The following is a 23,140-nucleotide window of genomic DNA, read 5'->3' on the forward strand; positions in this document are numbered from 1 at the left end:
TTAACTGATGTCCTAACTACTTTGTCTACAGCTATAGCTGTAATAATGGCTGCAAAAGCAATACCCAAAATTACAAAAGTTTGTTTAACTCCAAAAGCATCTATCAGAAACTTAGCCAAAGGTGCGGTAATTAAAGGGGATAAGCCAAAACCAATTACAGTAGCACCAACAGCCAAACCTTTTTTATCAGGAAACCACTTAGCTACCACAGCCAAAGGTACACCGTAAGCGATACCCACACCCATACCAGCAATCACACCATAGGTAATAGTTAATGTGGGAATATTGCCACCGAAACTGGAGAGAATATAACCTACAGCCGTAATTAACCCACCCACACCCGTAATCAAACGAGTATCAAAACGATTAATATAAAAGCCAGTAATGGGCATTAAAATTGCGAATACAACCAACAGCATCGTAAATGGTAATAGGCTATCAGTTGCACCGACATTCAGAAGTTTTTCCAAAGGTTTTCTAAAAATACTCCAAGAATAAACTGTACCCAAGCACAGTAAAACAGTAATACTTAGAGGTATAAATATTTTCAATATATACGGTTGCTTGTGTCTGTGTTTTAAGTTACTACCTACTGCACAATACTTAGTGATCGCTCTTCGGAGAAAAACTTTTTGTCTTACTGATTGAATAGAAACCGTATAATTTAGCTGTATAATGTAACAAAAAAATGAGACGTATATAAAATGAAAAAAACTATTGCAGGTCTAACAACTTTTATACTGTTGAATACTTTTTTTTTGCAACCGCATACAATTGCAAATACAAATAAATTGAGTTTGCAAGATAAAAGTAAGAAACCTAGTAAAACAAAGTATTTAACTGTACCTTACAATGAGTCTATACGGATAACTCCAGACTTTTTAGGACATGACTTAAAAGCAATTATAGATGTGTTAACAAAAAGAAAAGAATTTTTTAAAAAAGGTGAATTTGAAACTACACAGGAATTTAACGAAAGAATCAATAGGGAACAAATTAAACCAATACTTGGAACGGTAAGTCTTGACAGTAAATTAGCTTTTGTTGCTCAAAAATATAGGAGTTTTTTATTAGACGTTAAAACCTCCTATGATGCTGATTCAAATTTGTTTAGCATAGAGATTCCATCAAGTTATGAAGGTTTTATATCGAAGGCGATAATCAACGGCGGTGATCGATTAATAGGTCACGAAAAGGGTTATAGCTTAGATTCTCAAATTGTTGATCTTGGTACGTATAAAGGTTCAAATGCTTATGGAGCTACAGTAGAGGTAGAAAAAATCAGTTATATAACCTGGGTTTTATTTCCTGGTAGAGTTATTGAAAAGCAGAATATTCAGCTAACAATGAATCGAGACGCAGCGATAAATTTAAAAGATAATATGGGCGTAATGTTTATCTGTAAAATAATAAAGTCAGACCCCATAGACGAACAATCACGGTTAAGTAAACCAACTTTTCAAGACCCAAAAGAAATCCTTTTTCTTGAATATAGGCTAAGAGTTGAAATAATGGAAATAAAGATATTCAATAAAAGCACTGGTAGCGTATATCACACAATAAAATTATGATGAATGTAAGGGGGTAAAGACAAGATACGCGCAAAATTTATCACCATGTAAACTTTTGTAAAGTAGCCATGTATTTTATGTCTTTCCAACATTGCCTAGTTTGAGCCAAACTAGGCGATGTTATGAGCGCAATTCAGCGGAATAATAATGGTTTTAGCTTTTCTTGATAAGAGTCTTCAACTTCTGTTTTCGGTAATGTTTAGAAAGATCGGATAAATAAGTGTGAAGCTTTCACCAGACTAAAAGCCTTACTCAGTATACTTTTTTCTTATATAGACAAAGGCGATCGCCTTCAATTTGTTACAAAAAATTTACATGGTGATAAATTTTGCGCGTATCTTGTCTTTACTCCAAGTTAACACTTCGACTACGCTCAGTGTGAAATTTAGTGATCGCAGAATCAAAACTAAGCTTTATAAATCTGGTAATGGTCAACTGATTCACGTTGATGTGAATGCTAGTTTGAATATTTTACGCAAAGTAGTCCCGACAGCTTTTAGTCTAGGGATAGGGGGCGTTGTAGTTCGCCCCGTCGGGGTTATTCCCGGCAAATGAAAGGCATGAGATATTTGTCTATGTTTTTTGTAACTATCTCACTTTTTGGCTAAATTAATCCTGGTAAGAATTAATCAGAATTAGTATGGCACTGTATTTAGATTCAGCTATTGTCGCCGAAGCGGAGATTGTTAAACATTGGGGTTGGGTAAAAGGTATCACCACAAACCCCACATTATTGGCACAAGCTAACACCCCACCAGAAACCACCCTTAAAACATTAGCCTCTTTAACATCAGGTCCCCTATATTATCAACTCCTGGCTTGCGACTATAAAAAAATGGTCATCGAAGGTAAAAAAGCCTTTGAAATTATTGGTGATCAAACTATTCTCAAAATCCCCGCCACACCTTTAGGGTTTGAAGTTGTAGCCACCCTTTCACCAGCAATTACCTGTTCCGTCACTGGTATTTACAGCCCTACACAAGCCGCAGTAGCTAAGGAAGCAGGAGCAAAAATTGCGATCGCCTATGTTAATCGTGCTACACGCTTATTAGGAGACGGTATTGGCTTAGTTAAAGAAATAGCGACCATTCTCCAGGGTAGTAACGTTGAAATTTTAGCAGCTAGTATCAAGTCACCAGCGGAAGCAGCCGCATCTCTTCAAGCTGGTGCAAATCATCTCACCTTACCCTTAGCAATGTTGGCAGCTATAGCCAGTCATGAACTTTCTAATCAAACCGTTGCGGATTTTGCGGCTGGAGGCATGGGCTTAACAATCCAAACTAATTTAACCTCAATTCTAGATAGAGAATACTTTTAGTTAATTAGTGAAGGGTTTCACCCCTCATCCTAAAAACCTTGATTTTAGATGATAAAAATATTTTAAAATCAGTTTTATTGCCGGAGACTAAATATCTGACAAAGCTGTGAGATCAAGTTAAATCAGGGATGATGGGTATGACCCCCCATTAGTTATTCTCGAATAAATATGGCTAAAAAACTGTTAATGGTGAACAATTGAAAAATTTTAAAAAAATGCCAAATTGGCAACCATCATCAAATAAACCAGGCTAAATTATATGAGACAAGAGAAAACAAGAGAGTTGTTAAGAGACAGCATCAATTAACAAATAACTCTTGTAGAGATTGTCTAAAAAATAAATAGAATTAGTATTTGCTGCATAGGAATACCTGCTAAATACAGGCGTTGTCGTTAACCTGCAAATTACCCCCCTAATTAACGGTTTTCGTCTGTATGAATAAATTCCTAATCGCTTCAGCAGCAAATGGTAGAGTGGGAGTGAAAGGCGCTTGATAATGCCTCCTCCCACTCTCTTTTTTTGGGTACTGTCTATATAAGAATTCAGGAGTTCAGGAGTCAGGAGTTCAATTTAATTTGGCTCTACCGGACTTAGTATGCTAATAGGATTAGGGAACTCTTAACTGGGAACAGTAAAAATGTCGGATATTAATGACTTTAAAGACTTAATGATTTGGCAAAAAGGGATGGATATTGCACCAAAGGTGCTATTTTCTTACTAAACTTTTTCCCAAAGACGAACTATATGCTATGGTTCAACAAATTAGAAGAAGTGCAGCATCCATTCCAGCTAATATAGCGGAAGGATATGGGCGAAGGTAGATACAGATAAATTCACAAGTACGCACTCTAAATTCAGATACTTACCAAAAGCATACTATTAATTTTATGAGTTACTACGTGATCTATGATGGGAACTGTAATCTTTGTGTAACTTTAGTACAGTTACTAGAAACTTTAGACCAGGGAAAACTATTTCGCTATGTTCCCATGCAAGATGAGGAGACATTATCCCAATGGGGAATTACTTCCACAGATTGTCAACAGGGGATGATTTTAATTGATGGTAATGCAATAGAGAAACGTTGGCAAGGCAGTAATGCGGCTGAAGAAATTGGGCGACTATTACCGCTAGGAAGTGTGTTCATACAGGCTTATCGGGCGTTACCGGGGATGAAATGGGCTGGAGATAGGTTTTATGAACAAATCCGGGATAACCGTTACACCTTATTTGGTAAGCGTGATCAAACCTATCAATCAGCATACTGTCTAGATGGTAGTTGCAAAACTGGTAACGAGTAATCTTGAGATGAGCAGAAAAACTAGTACCACAGGGCGGAATTAAAAATTAAAGATTGAAAATTAAAAAAGCTAATTTCACAAGCTTTTTAGGCATTTTTAATGGTGTGTTTATTTACGCCGTGTTGTATTGGTTATTTTTACTGACTTGGCCGATTAAACACCTCTAAAATTTGCCGACAAACCTGTTTAAGCTTTTCCCCAACCTCAGCAGAGGGTACAGAGTCACCAACAAAACTCCAGGTTTCAACAGTAGAAAGCCGCCAAACTTCTCCACGATGATCAAACCCAGCGGCTTCTACACCAATAGCGCGACGGTGATGACTGATGGGATCTTGATAAAATCGGATTTGAATTAAAATACTGCGACAGTGCCAAGATTTGCTAATACCAGGAAAGTGAAAACCAATATCTATGGAATCAGGATCTACTAATTCTCTGGTTTCCGGGTCATTATGCCAAGGTTTAAGATCAGATTTGACATCAGGAAACTCGTATTTAAATAGATTGACTACCGTAGCAATTTTGCTGGCAAATTCTAGGTTTATGGCTTGTTCGGCTGCGTTCACTCAACAATACTCCTCTATTCGGTTGGTCTGTGGGAAGAGAAAAACAGAAAAACCCGATTTAATTGTAATGATTCATTACATAGCGATCTAAAATAACACTGTTAATCTGTAAACAAACAAAAAATTAACTTCCATTTATGGTGCGTCAACGTTCTATTTTGTCACTGATTTTTGTATTATTAGCAACATTTTTGATTAGTTGTGGTAGTCCCAGTGTTGCTACTGTACCACCATCTTATACAGCAGCGGAAGTTGCTAAAATTCAGGAATATGTTCCCGGAATTCAGATGGTGCGCGATCGCAGCACAGAACTAGAAAACCTGATTAAAAAAGGTGAATGGATCAAAGTGGGTAATTTTATTCATGGACCCATCACAGAAGCTAGATTGAATATGACTTATATCATCCCCAACCTAGCACCCCAATCTCAAGCTAAAGCAAGAGAAATCAGCAAAGATTTACTCAAAGACCTAGTAAGAATAGATCAAGCTGCTTCAGCAGGTAATACCAGTCTGGCTTTAAGCAAATACAAAGAAGCTTTTGCAGATATTGACAAATTCTTACAACTAGTTCCCGAAAAGAGTAGCTAAGAGAGAAGGCAGGAGGGAAGAGGTAATACAAAGATTAATATCCTTCCCTGCTCCCCTGCTGCTCTACCCCTGCCTCCTTTAGAGTCTTGAATCACAAAATTCTAGGCTAATGGGGTGATAGGGTGGAGAAAAAGACTCTTCATTCTTCACCCCTGACTCAAGCGCAAAAACCATGAATGTAGTAATTATCGGTTGTGGTGTGGTTGGGGCGGCGATCGCCTATGAACTCAGCCAAGTTAAAGGTTTAAACATCACCGTTTTCGAGCAAAAACAGCCCGCACAAGGTTCTACCAGTGCCGCCCTCGGTGTCTTAATGGGCATCATTAGCCATAAAACCAAGGGTAATGCTTGGCGAATGCGACAAAGTAGCATCCAACGCTATACAACTTTGATTCCTGAATTAGAAAGGATTACAGGGCGAAAAATCCCTTGTAACCGTCAAGGAATCGTCATGCTGTTATCAGAAAATTTGGAGCGTCCTTTAGAAAGTGGCGTAGAAGTGCTGTCAGAATGGGAAAAACTCCGGGAAATTCGTCAATCTCAAGGTTGGCAATTGCAAGTTTGGGATCAAGAACAACTGCAAAAATACTGTCCTCAAGTTAGCCACCCGCAAATTATTGGTGCTGTCTATTCTCCCCAAGACTTACAACTAAATGCTACAGCTTTAACTTTAGCTTTAGTGGATGCAGCCCAACGTAATGGTGTAAATTTCAAATTTGGTGTATCTGTGACGGGAACAGAAACCCCACCACCAACCCCCCAAGTACCCTTACACATCAAAAAAGCATTGGGAGAAGCGCGCAAATGTAATTTTATTGAAACTACAGAAGGTAAAGTTAACGCTGATTGGTTTATCGTCTCTGCTGGCTTAGGTTCAACAGCCTTAACTGCTAAATTACATCAGATGGTGAATATTCGTCCGGTATTGGGACAAGCTTTATATCTAAGTTTAGGACGTGCTTTAGGAAATCCTGAGTTTCAACCGGTAATTACTGGTAATGATGTACATATTGTACCAATGGGAAATGGTGATTATTGGGTGGGTGCGACTGTGGAATTTCCCAATGATGAAGATATAGTATCTCCAAATCAAGAATTATTAGATACTGTCAGGCAACAGGCGATCGCATTTACCCCAGATTTAGCCGCAGCCAAGGTTCTCCGCACTTGGTCAGGATTGCGCCCTCGTCCCGAAGGTAGACCAGCGCCAGTTATTGATAAACTACCGGGTTTTACAAATGTTCTCCTAGCTACCGGACACTACCGCAATGGTGTTTTACTCGCCCCTGCAACAGCCACAGCCATTCGGGAAATTATTTTACCCCAAGATTCTCATTCTTAGGACTAAGATCCCCGACTTCTTAAAGAAGTTAGGGATCTGCTAAATGGGATCTGCAATCACTATAATTATTCATAGATTCATCAGTACCACTGCTGAGTTAAAAACTTTATTTATATTCTGTACAACGGAGATTCAGATATGGTACAGCAACTTACACCACCAGAAATTAAACCAGAAATCATCTACCCTGACAGTGATGGCAACCCTATGTCTGATAATACTAAACAATATCAATGGATTGTTAAAATTAAAGAAAATTTAGAAATATTATTTGCACCAAACAATGATGTATTTATAGCTGGTGATTTACTTTGGTATCCCGTTGAGGGAAGTGTAAAAACCCGCCAAGCACCTGATGTGATGGTGGTTTTTGGTAGACCCAAAGGTGATAGAGGTTCTTATAAACAATGGCAAGAAAATAATATTGCTCCCCAAGTAGTATTTGAAATTCTTTCACCAGGCAATAGTACCAAAGAAATGGCGAAAAAAATTCTTTTTTATCAACGTTATGGGGTAGAAGAATACTATATATATGATCCAGATACAATTGAATTAACAGGATTTATTCTTGAAGAAGAATGTTTAGAAGCAATTGAAGAAATTAACGGTTGGGTAAGTCCACGTTTAGGAATTCGTTTTCAATTAACAGCAGATAATTTAGAAATTTCTTATCCTGATGGTAGTAAGTTTCTCACATCTGTAGAATTACATCAAAGGGTAGAGCAAGAATATCAAAGGGCAGAACAAGAATATCAAAGAGCAGAACAAGAGTATCAAAGAGCAGAACAAGAACGGCAAAATTATCAAGACCTATTAGCAAAATTAGCAGCGAAAGGTATTGATATCAATAATCTGTGATTAGTCAGTAAATTGTAGGTTGGGTTGACGCAAGGAAACCCAACATTATGAAATCAAAAATGATTAAGTAGTGATACAAAATAAATTATATAGCAATCCTAAATAAGATATGAACACCTTTTCTCTATACCTCTGCGTCTGGAGCGGTTCGTTTTAAAAATCCGTTCATAAATCAAATAGGATTGCTATATAACTCATCACTCTATGGGAAAACCAGGAATAATTATATCAATTTCCTGCATTAGGTTTAAAGTTTCTGTTAAAGCAATGACAATTTTTTGATAGTGGTTAATTTCCTCTATAGATAATTCTCGTTTGGCGTTTTTTCTATCTTTTAGCCATTTATCTAATACCTGATATCCACCAATCTTAAATTCCCAGATATGTGGGGGAATATCTGTAAAATAACTCTGTTTATTAATATAAACCTTTTGGAATTCTGAATTATAGGTAACTTCCCTAACTTGATTATCTCCTATTCCTTGATAGGTTGTAATTAAATTATTGAATATATCTGATTTCATTAAATGTAAATTAACTAATTTTTCTCCTTTGATAGCTAATGAGTTAAATAGGTTTTCGTTACTGGTTAAGGGAAGACGGGGAAAATCTATTTTCAGAAATTCAGCGTAGCGAGTGCGATAAGTGGGACTGTGAAATATTGCATAAGCATAGTAAAATATTTGTTCAGGTGTGGGTATTTTACCAAGTTTAGTTTTGATAGCTTCTAAGAATTTTGGGGATAAATTAGGGGTTTTTTCTAGGAAAAGGTTAGTTTGTTCATTTTCTGTATTTGGATAAGTGTAAAGAGGAAAAACATAAGTTGCTTCTCTACTTTTCAATGAAACAGCACAATGTTCTGTTAAAGTTTCCGAACAAAATATATGATAAAAACCTGGTTCAACTTGTTGACGACATGAAAGTAAAGCAATGTTATTACCTTTTAATAAATGTGTCATTAATTCTTTACGACTATCACCTCTTTCAATAATCCTAGGGTTATAATAAACCCAACGATTATCAAATGGCCGATAAGCATATAATAATATATTTGATTCAACTTCATTTTCTTGGATATTTAACTTAGCTTTTTCTAAAGTCCAATATTCTGTATCTTTGATATTGTACTTTTCTTTTAATTCTTCTAAGTTAGTGTTTGTAGCAATATCATGAAAACGATTTATTAATTGTTCCCTATCATATTCAACACATACATTATCTCTTCTAGTTTTCACTCCTGCGGCATAAATGGAAAAAATATCAGTAATACTTAACTCTCTTTTATATTCATCTTCATAATCAAGATTTTTAGGTGCCAAAAAGTAATTAGGTGCAGTTGGTTTTACCTCTATCCAATCAACATTATCTAAACTTGCAGATTCCAAAAATTTATATTTATCCTCACGACTTCCCCAAACATCATAATATAATACCTTAGCCATTTCCTTAATCCCATCTCTGGATTTATAAGCAGTAAAACCATAATCAGGTTTACTTTTTTCCCGCACAGCAATTAAAATGGCTACACCTTGTTGAATATCAAAAACATTTTGATCAATATTACCATCTGGAGTAGTTTCCTTTAATAAAGAATTACCATGTAAATCCATGATATATAAAGTATCAAAATATTTTAATAATTCCTCCCTCATTCCCCGATGAATTAAACCATTAACATAGGAATGATTAGTAATAAAACCAATAATACCCGCATTGTGACTATTATTTTCTATTTGATATTGAGCAAATCTAATAAATTTAATATAATCATCATCCAAAGGTTGAATATTTTTCTCTCCTTCTAATCTTACTCTACCTTTATATAATTCTAAAAGTTCCCCAATGTGGGTTAATTCCGTAATAGTTTTACCTGCTTTACCAGTTTTATAAATTCTATCCCAAACTAAACCAGTATAGTCCACATCTGCTAAATATTTTTCATCTTGATTTAAGATTCTTTTACGTTTACTAGCATTTTGAGAACTGACAGAATAGGGAGGATTTCCTAATACTACAGTAATGGGAATTTCTGTTTTTACCTTTGCTGCTTGACTGGATTCTTCCGCGATAATTTGGGTAATTCCAGATATTAAATCACCTTGTTTTATCCCTTCTTCCAAAGCATTAGTTAAATATATTTTTAATCTTTCATTTGGGGCAAATTTATATTTTAAATATCCCAGTAATACACCTATTTTTAAATGTGCTATGGTATAAGGAGTCATTAATAACTCAAAACCAAAAAGACGATTTAAAAGTTCTGTATCTCTTAATAAATTTTCCCAACTACGAACATCATATTTAGCAAAATTATCACGAATTTGTTGAATAACTGCATATAAAAATGTTCCTGTTCCTGTGGCCGGATCAAGAATTGTTACCCTTCTATTTCCTAAACCATATTCTAAATCAAAGATTGTTCTATCTACTAAAATATCATTCACAGCACCCACGATAAATTTAACCACAGGTTCAGGAGTATAATAAACTCCGCGACTTTTTCTTAATGATGCTTGATAAGCAGCTAAAAATGTTTCATAAAAGTGAATTACTGGGTCTTCTGTGCGGGTTTCTCGACCAAAATTTTCTAAAATATTGGTCATATCTATTCTGTTAAATAACTCAATTAAATTCTCAATAGATTTGTGAATTTTACTAACGCTACCAGTTCCTAAAACTAAATCAAATAAACCTTTTAAAAAAGGGATTCTATCACTAATATAAATACTAGCTGTAGTGCGATTAAATGCAAATTCTTCAGGGTTTTCTGTATGACCAATTTTTGCAGTAAATAACCCATAGGCAATAGTTTGGGCGTACATATCCGCAAATTTATCATTATCTGTATCTAACAATAGTAATTTTTTAAAGGTTTCTTTGAGGCGATTTAATTCTTCCGTAGGATCTTCTATGACTAAAGATAATTCAATGGCATTTCTAATAGTTTTAGTATAAGCAGCCATTTCTTTAGCTAAATCATAATAATTATTAATATCATTAGCCTTTTGATTCAGAAATGATTGTAATAATTCTGTGATCGGTTTTAAATCATCAACTAGAGTAATTTCTCCTTGTTCTAAGGTAGCTAATTCAGCAGTTTTTTCACATTCCCCATCTACATACCAACGGAATTGTAGGTAATTAGTTAAGATGAAGTTATAACCTATATTCGATTCTAAATAACGTTTAATTTGCTGTTCATTTTGTTTGTCTAATTTAGTAATGTTGATATTAATATCTTTAGCTTCTATATATCCCACAACACGCTCATTTTTTCTGATAGTTAAATCAGGTATTCCTGCTTGATTACCTTTTTCTTCTACTATGGTATTAATGCCAATTTCTAACCCTTCTATTAAACTTTGTAAACTGGAATAGTGACTACGTTCTCCACCGTGTTTAATATTTTTTTGTAGGTTTTGGATGTAGTTATTAAAGTTAAACATAGTTGCTATTTTTTAGATTATAGACTGTTCAGAATAGCATATATTTGTTCATTTCGCATTGATAAAAACAAAATTTTATTAATCTTAGTAAAAAATTACAATTATAGATTTTAGGTAAGAATGCAGCCATAGCAATCATTCATGGACAGATCCCCGACCTCTTAAAGAAGTCGGGGATCTAGAATTTGGGATTTACCACCTTTATATAAACCAGAACTTAGGCAAAATACCTCTAAAACTCTCTTTATCTTCTTGTCCTTCGTGCCTATGCCTTCGGCACGCTTCGCGAACGTGGTTCATTCTTTCGTAACTTGTGGGTAAGTCCTATTTGTCAAAATTACCCAAAAATCCCTCTTAAATCTTCTTTCTCCGTGTCCTCTGCGGTTCGTTTTTCCTTTCCCACTACGTAAGAAAAGACTGATTACCAACTAAAACACCTTCAAAATTACGGTTTACCAGATTCATCAGTTGCTAGACTCAGATAAGCTAGTAAAGAAGATCCTTGCAAACTGAGTAAATATTCTCAACAGACTAACTACGTTATAACTGAATTATGTTTGATGCACTATCTGACCGTTTAGAGTCCGCCTGGAAAAAACTGCGAGGACAGGATAAAATCTCCCAATCCAATATACAAGACGCTTTACGGGAAGTGCGTCGGGCGTTGTTGGAAGCAGATGTCAATCTCCAGGTAGTCAAAGATTTTATTAACGAAGTCGAAACCAAAGCCCAGGGGGCTGAAGTTATCGCCGGCGTGCGTCCTGATCAACAATTCATTAAAATTGTTTATGATGAATTAGTGCAAGTCATGGGGAAAGAAAATGCTCCCCTGGCAGAAGTTGCAGGTAAAACCACCGTTGTATTAATGGCAGGTTTACAAGGTACAGGTAAAACCACAGCCACCGCAAAATTAGCTTTACATTTACGCAAACAAGAGCGTAGTTGTTTATTAGTGGCTACAGATATCTATCGTCCTGCCGCTATTGACCAGTTAATTACCCTGGGTAAACAAATTGATGTTCCAGTCTTTGAACTGGGAAGCGATGCTGACCCCGTAGAAATTGCCCGTCAAGGGGTAGAACGCGCCAAAGCCGAAGGCATAAACACAGTAATTATTGATACTGCCGGACGCTTGCAAATTGACGAGGATATGATGGCGGAATTAGCCCGCATCAAAGAAACAGTCCAGCCCGATGAAACCCTGTTGGTTGTGGACGCAATGACCGGGCAAGAGGCAGCAAACCTCACTCGCACCTTCCATGATCAAATCGGCATTACTGGGGCAATCCTGACTAAAATGGATGGAGATAGCCGAGGTGGTGCGGCCTTATCTGTGCGGCAAATTTCTGGCGCGCCCATTAAATTTGTCGGTGTGGGGGAAAAAGTCGAGGCACTACAACCGTTTTATCCTGAACGGATGGCTTCGCGGATTTTGGGCATGGGGGATGTTCTCACCTTGGTAGAAAAAGCCCAAGAAGAAATAGATTTAGCAGATGCGGAGAAAATGCAGGAGAAAATCCTGTCAGCAAAATTTGATTTTACTGACTTTCTCAAGCAAATGCGGTTGTTGAAAAACATGGGTTCTCTGGGTGGCATTATCAAAATGATTCCAGGGATGAATAAACTTTCTGAGGATCAATTAAAACATGGAGAAACTCAGTTAAAACGCTGTGAAGCCATGATTAACTCCATGACAATTAAAGAACGCCGTGATCCAGATTTATTGTCTAGTTCGCCTAGTCGCAGAAAAAGAATAGCATCGGGATCTGGTTATAAAGAATCAGATGTGAGTAAATTGGTGTCAGACTTTCAAAAAATGCGATCGCTCATGCAGCAAATGGGACAAGGTAGCATTCCCGGTATGCCTGGAATGTTCGGTGGAGGTGGCAATCCTTTAGCCGCAGGAAATCGTCCTTCACCTGGCTGGCGTGGCTACCCTGGCGGCGCACCACCAACGAAGAAAAAGAAAGAGAAAAAGAAAAAAGGCTTTGGGACTCTTTAAAATTTAAGCACAAAATCCCGGATTTATTCCATAAATTCGGGATTTCCTAAAGGCAAGAACTACGGTGTTTGTTCAGAGTCTCAAAAATGCAAAGCGATCGCAAATCACTATAATTGTTAATATATTCATCAGTGTCACTGCTTGTGTTCAAAACTTTATTTACCTCTAGTAAAATCGAGATTCAGATATGGTACTTATCTAAACTTTGGTAACCAATCAAAACCTTATTAGCAAACGACTTTACTATGCCTATCTCTAGTCTTCAAAAATCATTAATTCAACCCTGATTGGTGACAATTTCATTTTCTGCAAAATTCGAGCAAATTTATGATATCTACTACTGCAATTTCTCCCATTTTAACTATTCCTCCCCTAGAAAACGGCGACAAATTAACCCGTCATGAATTTGAACGGCGTTATCATGCCATGCCGAATTTGAAAAAAGCCGAATTAATTGAAGGAGTAGTTTACGTGGCATCACCATTAAGAATCAAAAGTCATGGAGAACCCCATGCTTATATTATGACTTGGCTGGGAGTTTATAAAGCAGCTACACCGGGCATAGGTTTCGCCGATAATGCCACAGTGCTAATAGATACAGATAACGAACCACAACCGGATGCTTTATTAAGAATTGAAACAGGAGGACAATCAAGAATAAATAAAGATGATTATGTGGAAGGTGCGCCAGAATTAATAGTAGAAATTGCTGCTTCTAGTGCTTCCTATGATTTACATGAAAAACTCAAAGTTTATCGTCGTAATCAAGTCCAAGAATATTTAATCTGGCGAGTTTATGACCATCAATTTGATTGGTTTAGGTTACAACAAGGGGAGTATATTCAACTTCAACCCAATGCAGATAATATAATTTGTTCCCAAATATTCCCCGGTTTATGGTTAGATAAAATAGCATTATTAGGAGGAGATTTAGGAAAAGTATTAGCTGTTTTGCAGCAGGGTTTAGCAAGTCCAGAACATGAGAATTTTATTAGTAGATTATCTAGTTAGTCATTATTGCCTTCTGCTTCCTGCCTGGCTATAACAACAATTTTTAACGCCTACCTACTTAGAATTATGTAATCAATACCAATGGACAGCAACCGAATAAGACCCTCAATATGGCGAAGATTTTATTTTGCACTAATTTGTAATTCAACTCGTTGTCCAAGTACCGCTAAAGTCCTTTCCATTGTAAATAATTTTGTAGCATGGTGGGGATCTAGAATACGTCTGACTTCCTTTTCATGGATATTAAGAATAGATGCAAGTTCAACTTTACTTATACCCTTCTCACGCATTGCTAAATATAGTGCAGCTTTTAATGCTGTCTGCGCTGGTACTGCTACTAAATACTCCCCATTTTGGGGTTGTGAACTATGGTAAAACAATCTCAAAAATACAATGTTATGTGGCTTCCTTTACCGCGTTTTTGGTCAACGTAGGCTTCAATACCACGCTCTTTTGCTAACTTTTTGACTTTTCTAATAAACTCACTCCCCTTCATAACCATATTATCCGACAATTTTATCCGATGGTCAAGGAAAAAACTGTAGTAGATATAGGAATCCGATTTGATAGCCTACTTACTTACCTAATACAGCGTTTCCCACTCTAATGAAGTGAGTCTGCAATTGCAACGAGGAGAACAACCGAAGACCGAAGCAGTGCGGGAAGCAATTTTAAATAGTGCTATTCCCTGTAACCCGGAAGAGGTGGAAGAACCAGAACGCTGTTTATTAGGTAAGTTGAATATTCCCGGTGCGTTTCAATTATTGACGGGAGAAATGTTAACTGCTGAATATGTTAAACCATCCCAACCGCAAATTAATTTCCAGGTTAATAGCCAAATTCCTCTTAAGAGAACTGAAAATAATGTGATGTTCCTAGAAGCACCACCTAGTATTAATGTCAGTAATCAGGTAGAAAAATCCTTAGTTGAAAATTCAATTAGTAGTCAGTTTCCACAAACTTTAGTTTTTTTCTCAAGCTATTTCTACAGGGATGCAGCTTGATAGTATTGAAGTGGAAAAAAGTCCTTTCTGTCGGATTAATAGTGATTGTTGGGATGTGAAATTAAAGTTTTTTGACCCGGAAAATGGTCGCAGAGCTAAAAAGGTGTTTTTGTTTACCATTGATGTTAGTGACAGAATTCCTGTAACTTTAGGACAAATCCGCTCTTGGTCTGTGCGGAAATAAGTATGTAGCTAACGCTATGATAAACAATTTATCAAAATTGTTCATAATGAATTAGTGTATGTAATGGAGAAAAGATTGAGGTACTACAACTGTTTTATCCCGAAACGACGGGAGCAGGGATCTGAGAGTTTGTCCTAAGTGGGCAATTTATAAACAAACCTTTATATTCATAGACAAACGCACAAGATATGACAGAATATCTTTCTTGTCGACAACTGACAACTGACAACTAAACCAATAGCCATTCATGGCTGGGAAGTGCTAAAATTAGCATCTCAGTGTGGGAAGTTGTGAATATGGATATCATAGTCTAGTCACTTCCTCATCAATCAGCTACAAATTTACTACATAGGAACAGGAGAAACAGTTCTCAACATGATCAAACTGCGTTTAAAAAGATTTGGCAAAAAGCGGGAAGCGAGTTACCGGATTATTGCTATTAATAGCCTGACTCGTCGTGACGGTCGCCCCATCGAAGAACTAGGATTTTATAATCCCAGAACCGATGAAGTAAAATTAAACGTCCCCGCCATTGTCAAGCGACTACAACAAGGCGCTCAACCTACCGATACAGTTCGTAGTATCCTCGTAAAAGCTAACGTTTTTGAACAGGTCAGTGCAACAGCCGCATCATAATCTTGAGATTAAATCCCCAGCAACCAGTCCCAATTATGTTGGGCTGGTAAAGTTTCTTGTGCAGCCGTTTTTAGAATCTCCAGAATCTTTAAGCGTTGATTGCGAAGTATCTCAAACTCTCAAGCGGGTTTGGATTCGCATTGCTTTTGATAGCACAGATAAAGGAAAAGTGTTTGGTCGGTGGGGACGAAATATCCAGGCAATTCGTACTGTTATTGCTGCGGCCGCAGAATTAGCTGGACAATCAGTATATCTGGATATTTATGGCAGCAGTTCCCAAAGTCGGGATAGTATGTCTTTTGATGAAGACCAGGAAGAAGGCATACTACCACCCAAGTCGAAAGAAAGAGAAAGTAATATTCCCAGACCGGTTGTTAAACCACGTTTACGCTAGTACCGCAGGGGCGGAATTAAAAATTAAAAATTAAAAAAGCAAATTACAAAAGCTTTTTAGGTATTTTTAATTGTTAGTTATTTTTTCCGGTTGTGTATTAGTAATTTCAAAATGTTGGTGACAGATTAAATTCTGGGATAGATGGAGACAGGAGACAACAGCATTGTCAAATCTTGGCTAATAATTCCGTATGTATTGCGGGTTTGTCAGCCAAGAATTAACAAATGTTGTCAGCCTATTTCCCAATCATAAAAATTTTAATTAATAGAAAATTCTAGGATTTTCATTTTTAAATTTCAGTAAGTAAACTCAAGGGAGGAATAAATTCCTCACTACAAACTTGAAATTATTTAGTCCATTCTATTTAATAGGAAAATATAAATTTTGTTAACAACTACTTTTCACCCAATTCAGAAATAATATGGCAGATGATTTTATAATTCAACTGCCTAATATGTCTAGTGCGATCGCCCTAGCAGGATATAGCGAGGCAAATATCAAGTTTTTATCTCAACAAACAGGAGCTAATTTAGTTCTGCGCGGACAAGAATTATTAATTTCGGGAACACCGAATCAAGTAGAATTAGCTAAGAGATTAGTGCGATCGCTAGAAAATTTATGGAGTCAAGGTAATAATATCTCTAGTGCTGACATTTTAACAGCCCGTCAAGCCCTAGATACCCATAGAGAAGACCAACTACAAGACTTACAGCGCGATATACTAGCGAAAACTCGCCGGGGTTTGGACGTTCGTGCTAAAACCTTTCACCAACGCCAATATATAGACGCATTGCGTAGACGTGATTTAACCTTTTGTATTGGTCCTGCGGGAACAGGTAAAACTTATCTCGCTGTAGTCGTCGCTGTCCAAGCATTGCTTAGTAATCAATTTGAACGGTTAATTTTAACCCGTCCCGCAGTAGAAGCAGGGGAAAAACTCGGCTTTTTACCAGGAGACTTACAACAAAAAGTTAACCCCTATCTCCGTCCCCTTTATGATGCCATTAACGAATTTATAGACCCCGAAAAAGTCCCTAATTTAATCGAACGGGAAATAATCGAAGTTGCGCCACTAGCTTATATGCGGGGACGGACATTAAATAACGCCTTTGTCATCGTTGATGAAGCCCAGAATACCACACAGGCGCAAATGAAAATGGTTTTAACCCGATTGGGTTTTAACTCCCGCATGGTAATTACAGGTGATATTACCCAAACCGACTTACCACCCCATCAAAAATCCGGTTTAGAAGTAGCGTTACAAATTTTAAAAAACGTCGAAGGAATTGCAGTTTGCGAATTTACCCAAAAAGATGTAGTTCGTCATCCCTTAGTACAGCGAATTGTTGCTGCCTATGAAAGATACGAAACGTAAGCAAGAATTCAGGAGTTCAGGAGTCAGGAGGGGCAAAACTGGTTTTAAGCCCATGCCACAAAATGAGATAATTTATATTTTATATTTTGGTATTGCCTGATTGGTCATAAATCTGAAATTAAACACTAACAACTAGAACAAAAACAACTATGACAACAACATTGAAAGAATTTTTAGAAGCTTGTGAAACCTTGGGAACTTTGCGTTTAATTGTCACCAGCAGCGCCGCCGTTTTAGAAGCCAGAGGCAAAATAGAAAAGCTATTTTATGCCGAATTACCAAAAGGTAAATATGCGAATATGCACACCGAAGGCTTTGAATTTCATTTGAACATGGACATGATTCAACAAGTGAAATTTGAAACAGGGGAAGCCAAAAGAGGAAATTTTACAACCTATGCCATTCGGTTCTTAGATGTGGAAGAAAAACCAGCATTAAGCCTCTTTTTACAATGGGGTAAACCAGGAGAATATGAACTAGGACAAGTAGAAGCTTGGCAACTTTTAAAAGAAAAATATGGAGAAATCTGGCAACCCTTAGCCCTGAAAAATTTGTAGTTTGAAACAGTTCCCCGACTTCTTAAAGAAATAGGGGAATTTAATGTTTAATGTTTAATTTTGTAAGTATTCAGCTATGGCGCTCGTTCATACCCAGATCCCCGACTTCTTTTATTAATTGTGTCCATAAATGATAAATTGATTACAGAAGTCGGGGATCTTTTTACCTCACATGAATTCCTACTCAATTTTTAATTGTTGAATATGTTAATGAAGATAATTTTTAGTTTTTGCTTAATGCTTTTTTTGTTCTTAGGAAATAATGAAGCACAAGCTGGAGAATTAGCAGAACATTTAGCCAAATTCCCCCAATGGGAAAAATTAACATCAGTCAAACCAGCCAAAGGAGATTTAGTTTACCCTGAATGGATGTCTGGGACTTGGAAAGTTACCAGCACATTAGTAGATTTAGCCGCACCTTTAGCACCAGATATAGTCACACCAGGTTTTGAAGGCAATCGCAGTCAATTAAATCAACCAATTAGTTTTTTAGTTAAATTTGTCAAAGTTAAACCTACTAATGATAATTTAAAAATTATTCCTAATTTCCAGAATCAACCATTAATATTAGTAGCTGATAGAGAATTTAATAGTTTAAATTTAACCAAAGCTTATTTAGGAGATAAAGCTGTATTATCATCGAAAGTAGATCCTAAATCTCCCAATCGGCAAATTACATTCTTACGCGGTGAACATCAATTAATTTCCATTATTACAGCCCGCGCTACAGAAACAATATCAGATGATCAATTCATCGCTACAGAAGTTTTTCAACAATTATTTAAAGGTGGTTCTCGTCCTTATTTTAATACTGTAGAATCAACCACCGCTTATCAAAAACTTTCTACATCTTCCCCCACTATTACAGCAGATCAAGTAACCGCTGTCTATCTTTCTCCCCAAGATCCTGATTATTTTGCCGCAGGTTCTCAACCAGTGGCATTATATCGTTATCTTTTGGAATTTTACCCTTTTTAGATTCCTAAATTTTGTAGAGACATTCCTCTGAACATCTCTACATGATGGGTAATTAATAAACCTGAGTCTCTGAATTGAGTTGTTTAATATGTCAGGATACAGAATAGCCGTTTTCAAATCATTCGAGGATTCCTGCTACAAATAAATATTCTTACTCCTGACTCGGTGACTCGGTGAATTCTTACCTTAATATCGAAAAATAGCTGCTACATTGACTCCATCAAGTATTGATTCCGGTTCAAGATGATAAACTTTACCACCATTTAAAAGTGTGTGAATCGCTGCAAAATTTAACATATCTTCATCATCTAATTCTGGTTCTGAATGTAAATCAACTGTAACATTCTGCCCATCAAATTTCCCCCATATATATTTTTTAAGAGGTACAAACAAAGTATCAACTCGTTGATAATAGGCTGCGGTGATAATTTCTTTAATATCATTGGCTATTTTTCTACTTTTTTCACCAGCTAGTTGCAAATAAACCTCTATTAAGTTTTGATATTCTTGCTGAAATAAAGGCTGCACAATTTCCCAAGCTGCATGATTTAATTCCTGGGGTTTAAGAATTTCTGCATTACCATAAATACCTGTTTCTAATAGATAGGGATAAGTATTAGCTTGTCTGTAAATTGGTAATAAATACTCTACTCCTGCTAATAATAAAGGTGTTTTTTCACCTCGTATTTTTTGATGTAATGCACTATCAACAGCATAACAAAATTGTAAAATATCTTCTTCATGTTTCTCTCGATCAGGACTACCCTGTCCATGTACAGAACCGGGATGTTGAGCAGCAGAAGTTGCACCTATCGGTATACCAATTCTGTGCTGTATACCTTTTTGTAATTCATCTTCCAGGAGAGTTTCATCCAAATTATGAGGCATATTTTCTACTGCTACTTCATTGAGTTGGTAGCGCGTTCCTGAATAAAATTTGACATGATGTTGACTTAACGCCAAGATGTAGAATTTTGCATCATTATTAATCAAGTTTAACAAAGGTTTGATGTGAAAATTATTACCAGTAACTACTAATTGAGGGCAGGAAATTGGTAAACAATAGTGATGAAATAGATTTGGGGAAGTAAAAATTACTAATCCATGATTTTGATTTTCCCAAAAATCAGTATTGTCTAATTCCATCACTGGTTTGAGCAAATTTACAGTTTCAGCATGACGTAACCCTATTTCATCTAAGCGATTTTCAGCTTCCCGAATTAAATTTTTAAACCGAATCGGATTTTGTCGGGTTTCTCCTCCGACTTTTTCCACAGGTAGATACAGAGAAACGCATGGATGCTGAGGATTTTGGACTAAACTTTTGAGTTCATCAAGAGAAAATATAGTCATAGATTTTATCCCCATCTAGGAAAACTAGAGAATATAGATTCAATTCAACTCTTGATGTGACAACTCTGCATCTTTCTTTTGACAAGAAATTACCCGCTTGATCTTCCTTTTTATAGATAGAACCTAAGAATTAAGGAAATAGAAAACAGGAAATAGGGAACAGGGAACAGGGAACAGGGAACAGGGAATGGGGAATGGGTAATAGGGAATGGGGAATGGGGAATGGGGAATGGGTAATAGGGAATCAGCGTGGCGTTAGCAATACTCCCGAACTCCTACGATAGAATAATCAACGGGTGTAAAAATAAATACAAACATTTGTGAATTATTCCCCTTTGATCACATTGGGAATTGTTTTTAGGATGTGTGTGGCAATTTCTTCTGGTGTTTCCGTGGCTTGAATTGTAATATGTAAGTCAGCTTGGGAGTATAGTGGTTGACGTTGTTCTAAAAGATTTCTCAGTTTAGCTTCGGGATCTGAATCTTGTAAAAGCGGCCTTGTATGATCTTCTGCTAATCGCTCTAATAATATAGGGATTGGTGCATCTAACCAAACTATTAAACCATGATGGAGATAACTCCAATTATACTGCTGGGTCACTATACCCCCACCAGTAGCAATAATTAACTTAGTATAGGAACAAACTTGAGCTAAAACATTACTCTCTAGTTGACGAAACTCCGTTTCACCATTTTGAGCAAATATTTCGTTGATAGATTTACCTGCAACTTTAGTGATCAATTCATCTGTATCTATAAATCTATAACCTATTTTTTCTGCTAATAATTTTCCTACCGTTGTCTTCCCGACCCCCATCATCCCAATTAAGTAGAGATTAACTCCCTTAAGTAAATTTGTCATCAGCATTTTCTCCTGTAAAATCAATTAGATATTATGACTTTTTTTTATGAATTTTGGCAATTATGATATAAATCCGAGAACATTGTGAATTTTTAGAAGTTTTAAAGTTAGGCAAGAATCAAGGTTGTAATGTGGGTTAAAATAGGCTGTAATTAGGATTTTTTGGGCTTATTTTCATTATCATCTGTAAATTCATCATCTTCAAAAAAATCCCAGTCGTCGTCATCTGTAGCTTTGTTTTGACTTGGTGCTTCGTATGGGGGAATAATGACTCGATAATCAGCATCATAAATAGTTTCAGTTTTACCCACAGCAGTATTTTTCGGTGATTGAGAACTATAGGAATAAACAGAACTAGGTCTGGTTCCAGGTGGAGAAGCTTCTGGTACTGATTCTAAATTATCTTCATCATTCCAATTATCTTCATTCCTATTTGTTTCCCAATCGTCAAATTCATCATCAAATTGACTGACTGGAGGGGGAGGACTTGTCGGCGGTGGAGTGTTTGGTTTGACACGGGATGACCTAGGAATTGATTTGGAGACAGGTATAGGTTGTTCTTGTAAATTTAAGTAAGTAGTAAATTTCATCAAGCTGATAATTATTACAGAGGTAATCATGCCAGCAATGATACTGAATAAAATCCATAGTGCTAATGGTAAGGATTGAGTCCGCATTCCTAAAAATACCAATGGCAGTGAGGGTGATAAGTTTTGGACTAATAATATTATTAGTCCTAACGTTGCTGTGACTAATATAATTAAGCGAATTACAGCCATAAGTAATTTAAAGTTCAAAATTCAAATCAACGAACAAAACCATGATCGGAAATTTTAGATTTTATATTAAAAAAATTTGTTACAAGTCCCTGTCTTTCAGGATGGAAAAATACTCGCCGCGCTGCTTACGCTTCGCTAACGTCAATCCCAAATCTAAAATTTCCGACTTTCTACACTTTAGAGTAGAGTCAATCCAAAATCGTAAGTCCAAAATTGAGTGCTTTTTGTTGGCATAGATGACATTTCTCCGATAAAAAATTAACAATTAAAAACTGAGTTTTGCTATTTTAATTTTTTAATTGCTAATTTTTAATTGCTATAAATGACCTTGCCAACGCTCAATAGGGATACAGTCAATATCTAATTGATCTAGAGCGCGAGCAACAACAAAATCAACCAAATCCTCAATGGTTTGGGGGTTGTGATACCAGGCCGGAATAGCTGGTACTATTCTGACTCCAGTTTCGGCTAAGGTAGTTAAGTTCCGCAGGTGAATTAAGCTAAAAGGAGTTTCTCTCGGGACAATTACCAGTTTACGACCTTCTTTAATTTGTACATCTGCAGCACGTTCCAGCAAGTCTGAACTTAGTCCCCCAGCGAGTTTGGCGACTGTACTCATACTACAGGGCATAATAATCATCCCCAGAGTGCGGAAAGAACCACTGGCAATACCTGCACCAACGTCACTCCAAGGATGACAACGGAGTTTACCTTGTGCAGGAACTCCTGCTTGTTCTCGCCAAAATTGCTCTTGTTTATCGGGTTCTCCTGGCATTCGAATTTCCTGTTCAGCTTGCCAAACGGTGTAAGTAGATTTAGAGGCTACTAATTCAATGTGATATTCTGCTGCCAAGAGGAATTTGAGAGCGCGAACGGCGTAAATTAAGCCAGATGCACCTGTTACGCCGAGGATTAAAGGTTTTGTGTTATTAGTCATTAATCATTAGTCAATGGTCAGTAGTCAGTGGTTAGGATTAGTGGTTAGTATTTAAGAGGAACGGACAACGGACAA

At 36.7% G+C, this 23,140-nt stretch carries 24 protein-coding genes and 1 pseudogene; 17 read left to right on the top strand and 8 right to left on the bottom strand.

From position 1 onward, the window contains the following. Positions 1-551 (bottom strand): MFS transporter (locus tag CUN59_RS10800; protein WP_243406918.1); only part of this gene is annotated, 551 nt, incomplete at its 3' end. Between the two features lie 153 nt (positions 552-704). Between CUN59_RS10800 and CUN59_RS10805 the strand changes: the two genes are divergently transcribed. From CUN59_RS10805 to CUN59_RS10825, 5 genes are all read left to right on the top strand, one after another. Further along, complete coding sequence (locus CUN59_RS10805; RefSeq protein ID WP_104387847.1) at positions 705-1,571, top strand: hypothetical protein; 867 nt, start codon at positions 705-707, stop codon at positions 1,569-1,571. Between the two features lie 315 nt (positions 1,572-1,886). Further along, a complete protein-coding gene (locus CUN59_RS10810) occupies positions 1,887-2,126 on the top strand; it encodes a hypothetical protein (RefSeq protein WP_243406919.1) in 240 nt (79 codons plus the stop codon). Positions 2,127-2,211: 85 nt separating this feature from the next. Further along, positions 2,212-2,889: a transaldolase family protein gene (locus CUN59_RS10815; RefSeq protein WP_104387848.1), complete on the top strand. Its 678-nt coding sequence runs from the start codon at positions 2,212-2,214 to the stop codon at positions 2,887-2,889. A gap of 750 nt (positions 2,890-3,639) precedes the next feature. Further along, on the top strand, positions 3,640-3,711 hold the full coding sequence (locus CUN59_RS22645) for a four helix bundle protein (RefSeq protein WP_243406921.1): 72 nt from the start codon (positions 3,640-3,642) through the stop codon (positions 3,709-3,711). A gap of 66 nt (positions 3,712-3,777) precedes the next feature. Then, positions 3,778-4,191, top strand: a complete 414-nt coding sequence (locus CUN59_RS10825; protein WP_104387849.1) for a thiol-disulfide oxidoreductase DCC family protein — start codon at positions 3,778-3,780, stop codon at positions 4,189-4,191. Between the two features lie 137 nt (positions 4,192-4,328). Here the strand turns inward: CUN59_RS10825 and CUN59_RS10830 are convergent, their stop codons facing one another. Then, positions 4,329-4,757: a Tery_1686 family protein gene (locus CUN59_RS10830; RefSeq protein WP_104387850.1), complete on the bottom strand. Its 429-nt coding sequence runs from the start codon at positions 4,755-4,757 to the stop codon at positions 4,329-4,331. 137 nt (positions 4,758-4,894) lie between these two features. Here CUN59_RS10830 and psbQ point away from each other — a divergent pair, with 137 nt between their 5' ends. The 3 genes from psbQ (at position 4,895) to CUN59_RS10845 (ending at position 7,547) form a co-directional block, all read left to right on the top strand. Continuing rightward, complete coding sequence (psbQ, locus tag CUN59_RS10835) at positions 4,895-5,347, top strand: photosystem II protein PsbQ (RefSeq protein WP_104387851.1); 453 nt, start codon at positions 4,895-4,897, stop codon at positions 5,345-5,347. 172 nt (positions 5,348-5,519) lie between these two features. Next, positions 5,520-6,689, top strand: a complete 1,170-nt coding sequence (locus CUN59_RS10840) for an NAD(P)/FAD-dependent oxidoreductase (protein ID WP_104387852.1) — start codon at positions 5,520-5,522, stop codon at positions 6,687-6,689. Between the two features lie 138 nt (positions 6,690-6,827). Further along, a complete protein-coding gene (locus tag CUN59_RS10845; protein WP_104387853.1) occupies positions 6,828-7,547 on the top strand; it encodes a Uma2 family endonuclease in 720 nt (239 codons plus the stop codon). Positions 7,548-7,744: 197 nt separating this feature from the next. Here the strand turns inward: CUN59_RS10845 and CUN59_RS10850 are convergent, their stop codons facing one another. Beyond that, positions 7,745-10,993, bottom strand: coding sequence for a type ISP restriction/modification enzyme (locus CUN59_RS10850; RefSeq protein WP_104387854.1), 3,249 nt, complete (start codon positions 10,991-10,993; stop codon positions 7,745-7,747). A 553-nt stretch (positions 10,994-11,546) separates the two neighbouring features. Here CUN59_RS10850 and ffh point away from each other — a divergent pair. Together ffh and CUN59_RS10860 are read left to right on the top strand one after the other, a co-directional pair. Further along, complete coding sequence (ffh, locus tag CUN59_RS10855) at positions 11,547-12,995, top strand: signal recognition particle protein (protein WP_104387855.1); 1,449 nt, start codon at positions 11,547-11,549, stop codon at positions 12,993-12,995. Between the two features lie 327 nt (positions 12,996-13,322). Beyond that, positions 13,323-14,006, top strand: coding sequence for a Uma2 family endonuclease (locus tag CUN59_RS10860; protein ID WP_207765411.1), 684 nt, complete (start codon positions 13,323-13,325; stop codon positions 14,004-14,006). A gap of 122 nt (positions 14,007-14,128) precedes the next feature. Here CUN59_RS10860 and CUN59_RS10865 read toward each other — a convergent pair whose 3' ends face one another. Further along, on the bottom strand, positions 14,129-14,386 hold the full coding sequence (locus tag CUN59_RS10865; protein ID WP_133164014.1) for a helix-turn-helix domain-containing protein: 258 nt from the start codon (positions 14,384-14,386) through the stop codon (positions 14,129-14,131). Between the two features lie 231 nt (positions 14,387-14,617). Here CUN59_RS10865 and CUN59_RS10870 point away from each other — a divergent pair, with 231 nt between their 5' ends. From CUN59_RS10870 to CUN59_RS10900, 7 genes and pseudogenes are all read left to right on the top strand, one after another. Further along, positions 14,618-15,010, top strand: a complete 393-nt coding sequence (locus CUN59_RS10870) for a hypothetical protein (protein WP_104387857.1) — start codon at positions 14,618-14,620, stop codon at positions 15,008-15,010. Then, positions 14,976-15,194, top strand: a pseudogene (locus tag CUN59_RS10875) (cyanobactin maturation protease PatG family protein); the annotation flags it as partial. The gene CUN59_RS10870 and the pseudogene CUN59_RS10875, both read left to right, overlap by 35 nt. Before the next feature lie 375 nt (positions 15,195-15,569). After that, positions 15,570-15,830, top strand: a complete 261-nt coding sequence (gene rpsP / locus CUN59_RS10880) for a 30S ribosomal protein S16 (RefSeq protein WP_104387858.1) — start codon at positions 15,570-15,572, stop codon at positions 15,828-15,830. A gap of 7 nt (positions 15,831-15,837) precedes the next feature. After that, the gene (locus tag CUN59_RS10885) at positions 15,838-16,224 is read left to right on the top strand and encodes a KH domain-containing protein (protein WP_104387879.1); all 387 of its coding nucleotides are present in this window, start codon (positions 15,838-15,840) and stop codon (positions 16,222-16,224) included. A gap of 421 nt (positions 16,225-16,645) precedes the next feature. Then, entirely contained in the window at positions 16,646-17,599 is a 954-nt protein-coding gene (locus tag CUN59_RS10890) for a PhoH family protein (RefSeq protein WP_104387859.1), read from the top strand. Between the two features lie 149 nt (positions 17,600-17,748). After that, positions 17,749-18,156: a ChuX/HutX family heme-like substrate-binding protein gene (locus CUN59_RS10895; protein ID WP_104387860.1), complete on the top strand. Its 408-nt coding sequence runs from the start codon at positions 17,749-17,751 to the stop codon at positions 18,154-18,156. Between the two features lie 204 nt (positions 18,157-18,360). Then, the gene (locus CUN59_RS10900; protein ID WP_104387861.1) at positions 18,361-19,134 is read left to right on the top strand and encodes a DUF6816 family protein; all 774 of its coding nucleotides are present in this window, start codon (positions 18,361-18,363) and stop codon (positions 19,132-19,134) included. Positions 19,135-19,320: 186 nt separating this feature from the next. Here the strand turns inward: CUN59_RS10900 and CUN59_RS10905 are convergent, their stop codons facing one another. From CUN59_RS10905 to CUN59_RS10920, 4 genes are all read right to left on the bottom strand, one after another. Then, positions 19,321-20,487, bottom strand: coding sequence for a baeRF7 domain-containing protein (locus tag CUN59_RS10905; RefSeq protein ID WP_104387880.1), 1,167 nt, complete (start codon positions 20,485-20,487; stop codon positions 19,321-19,323). 325 nt (positions 20,488-20,812) lie between these two features. Then, entirely contained in the window at positions 20,813-21,349 is a 537-nt protein-coding gene (locus CUN59_RS10910; protein WP_104387862.1) for a shikimate kinase, read from the bottom strand. 152 nt (positions 21,350-21,501) lie between these two features. Then, on the bottom strand, positions 21,502-22,128 hold the full coding sequence (locus tag CUN59_RS10915; RefSeq protein ID WP_104387863.1) for a LapA family protein: 627 nt from the start codon (positions 22,126-22,128) through the stop codon (positions 21,502-21,504). 316 nt (positions 22,129-22,444) lie between these two features. Beyond that, the gene (locus CUN59_RS10920) at positions 22,445-23,065 is read right to left on the bottom strand and encodes a flavin prenyltransferase UbiX (protein ID WP_104387864.1); all 621 of its coding nucleotides are present in this window, start codon (positions 23,063-23,065) and stop codon (positions 22,445-22,447) included. Between the last annotated feature and the right edge of the window lie 75 nt (positions 23,066-23,140).

The organism is Cuspidothrix issatschenkoi CHARLIE-1 (genome assembly GCF_002934005.1).
Lineage (GTDB): Bacteria > Cyanobacteriota > Cyanobacteriia > Cyanobacteriales > Nostocaceae > Cuspidothrix > Cuspidothrix issatschenkoi.

Excerpts from the sequence above, each read along its gene's own strand:
- CUN59_RS10805 (WP_104387847.1), top strand. The coding sequence starts at position 705 with ATGAAAAAAACTATTGCAGGTCTAACAACTTTTATACTGTTGAATACT.
- CUN59_RS10910 (WP_104387862.1), bottom strand. The coding sequence starts at position 21,349 with ATGACAAATTTACTTAAGGGAGTTAATCTCTACTTAATTGGGATGATG.
- CUN59_RS10900 (WP_104387861.1), top strand. The coding sequence starts at position 18,361 with ATGTTAATGAAGATAATTTTTAGTTTTTGCTTAATGCTTTTTTTGTTC.
- ffh (WP_104387855.1), top strand. The coding sequence starts at position 11,547 with ATGTTTGATGCACTATCTGACCGTTTAGAGTCCGCCTGGAAAAAACTG.
- CUN59_RS10920 (WP_104387864.1), bottom strand. The coding sequence starts at position 23,065 with ATGACTAATAACACAAAACCTTTAATCCTCGGCGTAACAGGTGCATCT.
- CUN59_RS10840 (WP_104387852.1), top strand. The coding sequence starts at position 5,520 with ATGAATGTAGTAATTATCGGTTGTGGTGTGGTTGGGGCGGCGATCGCC.
- CUN59_RS10890 (WP_104387859.1), top strand. The coding sequence starts at position 16,646 with ATGGCAGATGATTTTATAATTCAACTGCCTAATATGTCTAGTGCGATC.
- CUN59_RS10860 (WP_207765411.1), top strand. The coding sequence starts at position 13,323 with ATGATATCTACTACTGCAATTTCTCCCATTTTAACTATTCCTCCCCTA.
- CUN59_RS10895 (WP_104387860.1), top strand. The coding sequence starts at position 17,749 with ATGACAACAACATTGAAAGAATTTTTAGAAGCTTGTGAAACCTTGGGA.
- CUN59_RS10915 (WP_104387863.1), bottom strand. The coding sequence starts at position 22,128 with ATGGCTGTAATTCGCTTAATTATATTAGTCACAGCAACGTTAGGACTA.
- CUN59_RS10825 (WP_104387849.1), top strand. The coding sequence starts at position 3,778 with ATGAGTTACTACGTGATCTATGATGGGAACTGTAATCTTTGTGTAACT.
- CUN59_RS10810 (WP_243406919.1), top strand. The coding sequence starts at position 1,887 with ATGGTGATAAATTTTGCGCGTATCTTGTCTTTACTCCAAGTTAACACT.
- rpsP (WP_104387858.1), top strand. The coding sequence starts at position 15,570 with ATGATCAAACTGCGTTTAAAAAGATTTGGCAAAAAGCGGGAAGCGAGT.
- CUN59_RS10905 (WP_104387880.1), bottom strand. The coding sequence starts at position 20,487 with ATGACTATATTTTCTCTTGATGAACTCAAAAGTTTAGTCCAAAATCCT.
- CUN59_RS10845 (WP_104387853.1), top strand. The coding sequence starts at position 6,828 with ATGGTACAGCAACTTACACCACCAGAAATTAAACCAGAAATCATCTAC.
- CUN59_RS10815 (WP_104387848.1), top strand. The coding sequence starts at position 2,212 with ATGGCACTGTATTTAGATTCAGCTATTGTCGCCGAAGCGGAGATTGTT.
- psbQ (WP_104387851.1), top strand. The coding sequence starts at position 4,895 with ATGGTGCGTCAACGTTCTATTTTGTCACTGATTTTTGTATTATTAGCA.
- CUN59_RS10850 (WP_104387854.1), bottom strand. The coding sequence starts at position 10,993 with ATGTTTAACTTTAATAACTACATCCAAAACCTACAAAAAAATATTAAA.